The organism is Desmonostoc vinosum (genome assembly GCF_059505385.1).
Genome location: NZ_JCACKM010000264.1, coordinates 1 through 5,421, shown reverse-complemented (window position 1 = coordinate 5,421; position 5,421 = coordinate 1). Strand labels below are relative to the sequence as shown.

The following is a 5,421-nucleotide window of genomic DNA, read 5'->3' as shown; positions in this document are numbered from 1 at the left end:
AAATATAAACCTGGCATCGAGCGATTGTTGCGTAGGGCAACCCCTAAACTATCGTAGCCGCAGCAGCGTTTCACCTCTGAGTTCGGGATGTATCAGCGTGGTTCCACCGCGCAATAGACACCAGGAAAGAGTGTAATTGCTAATTCGTAATTCGTCGTAATTCGTAATTGAAGAATTAGAGAATCCGAAGACAACAGCAACCCTGAAGACTGCAAGTAACGCGAAATACGGCAGTTGCTACAACGGGGGGAACCCCGGCAACGCACTGCCTTACCAATGTTGTTGTGAGGTCAAGCCCTCGGTCTGTTAGCACGGCTCGGCTACATACATTACTGCACTTCCACCTACCGCCTATAAACGGGTGTTCTGCCCGTGACCTTACCCACTTGTTGTGGTGAGAGTACTCATCTTGAGGTGGGCTTCCCACTTAGATGCTTTCAGCGGTTATCCGCTCCGCACTTGGCTACCCAGCGTTTACTGTTGGTACAATAACTGGTACACCAGCGGTGCGTCCTTCCCGGTCCTCTCGTACTAAGGAAGGCTCCTCTCAATACTCTTACGCCTGCACCGGATATGGACCGAACTGTCTCACGACGTTCTGAACCCAGCTCACGTACCGCTTTAATGGGCGAACAGCCCAACCCTTGGGACGTACTTCCGCCCCAGGTTGCGATGAGCCGACATCGAGGTGCCAAACCTCCCCGTCGATGTGGACTCTTGGGGGAGATCAGCCTGTTATCCCTAGAGTAACTTTTATCCGTTGAGCGACGGCCATTCCACTCTGCGCCGTCGGATCACTAAGGCCGACTTTCGTCCCTGCTTGAGATGTCACTCTTGCAGTCAAGCTCCCTTATTGCCTTTACACTCTTTGCACGGTTTCCAAGCGTGCTGAGGGAACCTTTGCGCGCCTCCGTTACCTTTTAGGAGGCGACCGCCCCAGTCAAACTGCCCACCTGAAACTGTTCCTCTACCGGATAACGGTAGTAGGTTAGAATTCTAGCTTCGCCAGAGTGGTATCTCACCGTTGGCTCCATATTCCCCACAAGGAATACTTCACAGCCTCCCACCTATCCTGCGCAAGCCAAGCCCGAACACAATTCCAGGCTACAGTAAAGCTTCATAGGGTCTTTCTGTCCAGGTGCAGGTAGTCCGTATCTTCACAGACACTCCTATTTCGCCGAGTCTCTCTCTGAGACACCATCCAGATCGTTACGCCTTTCGTGCGGGTCGGAACTTACCCGACAAGGAATTTCGCTACCTTAGGACCGTTATAGTTACGGCCGCCGTTCACCGGGGCTTCAGTCGCCAGCTTCAGGGTTGCCCCCTGACCGACTTCCTTAACCTTCCGGCACTGGGCAGGCGTCAGCCCCCATACTTCCGATTACTCGTTTGCGGAGACCTGTGTTTTTGGTAAACAGTCGCCTGGATCTCTTCACTGCGACCCACCATGAGTGGGCACCCCTTCTTCCGAAGTTACGGGGCCATTTTGCCGAGTTCCTTAGAGAGAGTTATCTCGCGCCCCTTGGTATTCTCAACCTCCCTACCTGTGTCGGTTTCGGGTACGGGTTAAATGCGCTCATCACATCAATAGCTTTTCTTGGCACTAGATTTCACCATTCGGGGTTCGTAAACCCCTCCCAAACCAATCAGGGTATGGCTAGTTTTCATGCGTCCCTTTTGATGCTCCCACATTTAAGTACGTGATTGTTGACACGTTGTCCATCGACTACGTCTTTCGACCTCGCCTTAGGTCCCGACTAACCCAGAGCGGACGAACCTGGCTCTGGAACCCTTAGGGTTTCGGGGCATTGGATTCTCACCAATGTTTGCGCTACTCAAGCCGACATTCTCACTTCCGTTTCGTCCACAGCTGCTCGCCGCTACTGCTTCTTCCTAACACGGAACGCTCCCCTACCGATTAATTTCTTAATCCCACAGCTTCGGTACATTGCTTAGCCCCGTTCATTTTCGGCGCAGGAGCGCTTGACTAGTGAGCTATTACGCACTCTTTCAAGGGTGGCTGCTTCTAGGCAAACCTCCTAGTTGTCTGTGCACTCCCACCTCCTTTATCACTTAGCAATGATTTGGGGACCTTAGCTGGTGGTCTGGGCTGTTTCCCTCTTGACGATGAAGCTTATCCCCCACCGTCTGTCTGGCAATGTGTTCTTTGGGTATTCTGAGTTTGTCTCGATTTGGTACCGTTCTCACAGCCCGCACCGAAACAGTGCTTTACCCCCCAAATATAATCATTACCGCTGCGCCTCAACACATTTCGGGGAGAACCAGCTAGCTCCTGGTTCGATTGGCATTTCACCCCTAACCACACCTCATCCGCCGATTTTTCAACATCGGTCGGTTCGGACCTCCACTTGGTGTTACCCAAGCTTCATCCTGGACATGGTTAGATCACCAGGGTTCGGGTCTATAAACACTGATCTATTCGCCCTCTTCAGACTCGCTTTCGCTTTGGCTCCAGCATTCTCGCTTTAACCTACCAGTGCCTATAAGTCGCCGGCTCATTCTTCAACAGGCACGCGGTTATCCGTTTAATCGGACTCCCACTGCTTGTAAGCTAATGGTTTCATGTTCTATTTCACTCCCCTTTCGGGGTTCTTTTCACCTTTCCCTCGCGGTACTGGTTCACTATCGGTCACACAGTAGTATTTAGCCTTACGAGATGGTCCTCGCTGATTCACATGGGATTCCTCGTGCCCCATGCTACTCGGGATTCAGCTACTATCCTTAAGTTTTCGACTACAGGACTTTCACCTTCTCTGGTGCAGTACTTAGCTGCTTCGTCTAACCGCTAGATTCGATATCGCTGTCCCACTACCCCAAAAGGTAAACCCTTTGGTTTAGGCTCTTCCCCTTTCGCTCACCACTACACAGGGAATCTCTTGATTGATTTCTTTTCCTCCAGCTACTAAGATGTTTCAGTTCGCTGGGTTAGCTCATACCTGTCTATATATTCAACAGGCTGTACATAGGGTTGCCCCATTCGGATATCTCCGGCTCAATGCTTGCTTCCAACTCCCCGGAGCTTTTCGTCGGTAACCACGTCCTTCTTCGCCTCTGTGTGCCTAGGTATCCACCATTAGCCCTTATTAGCTTGACCACTCTCTAATTCGTGATTACTAATTCGTAATTCGTAATTAGATTTTTACATTGGTGTTTCACCTGTAAACACAATCATTTCTTCAATGCTGTGTCTACCTGCTTTACTTTCGCGTTACTATGCAGTTTTCAAGGTTCTGGCTGAGATTTATACCCAGCAGTCTGACACTTTATTATATCCATGTCATGTTGCTGAACTTTATCCCACAGGTGGAGGTTAGCGGACTCGAACCGCTGACATCCTGCTTGCAAAGCAGGCGCTCTACCAACTGAGCTAAACCCCCAAACTCAAGGCAAAAATTAAAAGTTAAAAGGCGAAAGAAAGAGTTTATTGTTATTTCTTTTGACTTTTGACTTTTGACTTTTTACTTGTTCAGGTGGGCCATCCTGGACTCGAACCAGGGACCTCACCCTTATCAGGGGTGCGCTCTAACCACCTGAGCTAATAGCCCATATCCGAACCAAATCATAGTTTGAAAGCTCTCAATAGTTAATCCAGCGCACGACCTGGGATGACCAACTTAGTATCTATATAACTGTATGTTTGTCGATTTCTAAGTGGGTAGGTCTCCCTTAAAGGAGGTGATCCAGCCACACCTTCCGGTACGGCTACCTTGTTACGACTTCACCCCAGTCACCAGCACTGCCTTAGGCATCCTCCCCCCCGAAGGGTTGGAGTAATGACTTCGGGCGTTGCCAGCTTCCATGGTGTGACGGGCGGTGTGTACAAGGCCCGGGAACGAATTCACTGCAGTATGCTGACCTGCAATTACTAGCGATTCCTCCTTCACGCAGGCGAGTTGCAGCCTGCGATCTGAACTGAGCTACGGTTTACGGGATTTGCTTGCTATTGCTAGGTAGCTGCCCTCTGTCCGTAGCATTGTAGTACGTGTGTAGCCCAAGACGTAAGGGGCATGCTGACTTGACGTCATCCCCACCTTCCTCCGGTTTGTCACCGGCAGTCTCTCTAGAGTGCCCAACTTAATGCTGGCAACTAAAAACGAGGGTTGCGCTCGTTGCGGGACTTAACCCAACATCTCACGACACGAGCTGACGACAGCCATGCACCACCTGTGTTCGCGCTCCCGAAGGCACTTTTCCCTTTCAAGAAAATTCGCGACATGTCAAGTCTTGGTAAGGTTCTTCGCGTTGCATCGAATTAAACCACATACTCCACCGCTTGTGCGGGCCCCCGTCAATTCCTTTGAGTTTCACACTTGCGTGCGTACTCCCCAGGCGGGATACTTAACGCGTTAGCTACGGCACTGCTCGGGTCGATACAAGCAACGCCTAGTATCCATCGTTTACGGCTAGGACTACTGGGGTATCTAATCCCATTCGCTCCCCTAGCTTTCGTCCCTCAGTGTCAGTACAGGCCTAGCAGAGCGCTTTCGCCACCGGTGTTCTTCCTGATCTCTACGCATTTCACCGCTACACCAGGAATTCCCTCTGCCCCGAACGTACTCTAGCTGTGTAGTTTCCACTGCTCTTATCTAGTTGAGCTAGACTCTTTAACAGCAGACACACACTGCCACCTGCGGACGCTTTACGCCCAATCATTCCGGATAACGCTTGCATCCTCCGTATTACCGCGGCTGCTGGCACGGAGTTAGCCGATGCTTATTCCTCAAGTACCGTCATTGTGTTCTTCCTTGAGAAAAGAGGTTTACGACCCAAGAGCCTTCCTCCCTCACGCGGTATTGCTCCGTCAGGCTTTCGCCCATTGCGGAAAATTCCCCACTGCTGCCTCCCGTAGGAGTCTGGGCCGTGTCTCAGTCCCAGTGTGGCTGATCATCCTCTCAGACCAGCTACTGATCGTCGCCTAGGTAAGCCTTTACCCCACCTACTAGCTAATCAGACGCGAGCTCATCTTCTGGCAGTTAACCTTTCACCTCTCGGCACATCCGGTATTAGCCACCGTTTCCAGTGGTTGTCCCAGACCTGAAGCTAGATTCTCACGCGTTACTCACCCGTCCGCCACTAGATCCGAAGATCCCGTTCGACTTGCATGTGTTAAGCATACCGCCAGCGTTCATCCTGAGCCAGGATCAAACTCTCCGTTTTGGTTTGTTTGTTAGCTCTTTTCGGCTGCTCTTTTTCAACCTCAGCCTGGTTTGTTGATTTTTTTGACGCTGACCACTTGTTGTATAATGGCTTTCAAACTATAATATTTTCAAGGTTCGGTGTCCCTCCAGCGTCGCTCTTTCGCGCTCCGCTCTCAGGCACTTATTCAATATAGCGAACCCACTTATCTCTGTCAACCCCTTTTTCCAATTTTATTTGGAACACTTTTCGCAGCCGCTAAAA

The 5,421-nt window shown here is 50.8% G+C and carries 1 protein-coding gene, 2 tRNA genes and 3 rRNA genes; 1 reads left to right on the top strand and 5 read right to left on the bottom strand.

Annotated features, from left to right (window positions below):
• Positions 1-8: 8 nt before the first annotated feature.
• A 5S ribosomal RNA gene (gene rrf / locus AC5JMF_RS28605) occupies positions 9-125 on the bottom strand.
• Between the two features lie 161 nt (positions 126-286).
• Positions 287-3,115, bottom strand: a 23S ribosomal RNA gene (locus AC5JMF_RS28600).
• An 85-nt stretch (positions 3,116-3,200) separates the two neighbouring features.
• On the opposite strand from AC5JMF_RS28600, the gene AC5JMF_RS28595 reads away from it, so the two are divergent.
• Entirely contained in the window at positions 3,201-3,335 is a 135-nt protein-coding gene (locus AC5JMF_RS28595; protein ID WP_495799092.1) for a hypothetical protein, read from the top strand.
• Here the strand turns inward: AC5JMF_RS28595 and AC5JMF_RS28590 are convergent.
• The 3 genes from AC5JMF_RS28590 to AC5JMF_RS28580 all read right to left on the bottom strand — a co-directional run bounded on the left by AC5JMF_RS28590 (position 3,326) and on the right by AC5JMF_RS28580 (position 5,178).
• A tRNA-Ala gene (locus tag AC5JMF_RS28590) sits at positions 3,326-3,398 on the bottom strand. The genes AC5JMF_RS28595 and AC5JMF_RS28590 overlap by 10 nt on opposite strands.
• 94 nt (positions 3,399-3,492) lie before the next feature.
• Positions 3,493-3,566: transfer RNA gene (locus tag AC5JMF_RS28585), tRNA-Ile, on the bottom strand.
• A gap of 123 nt (positions 3,567-3,689) precedes the next feature.
• A 16S ribosomal RNA gene (locus tag AC5JMF_RS28580) occupies positions 3,690-5,178 on the bottom strand.
• Together the 16S, 23S and 5S rRNA genes with 2 tRNA genes alongside form the textbook arrangement of a ribosomal RNA operon.
• Between the last annotated feature and the right edge of the window lie 243 nt (positions 5,179-5,421).

Bases quoted from the DNA above. Each gene is read 5' to 3' on its own strand.
- AC5JMF_RS28595 (WP_495799092.1), top strand. From the start codon at position 3,201: ATGCTGTGTCTACCTGCTTTACTTTCGCGTTACTATGCAGTTTTCAAG.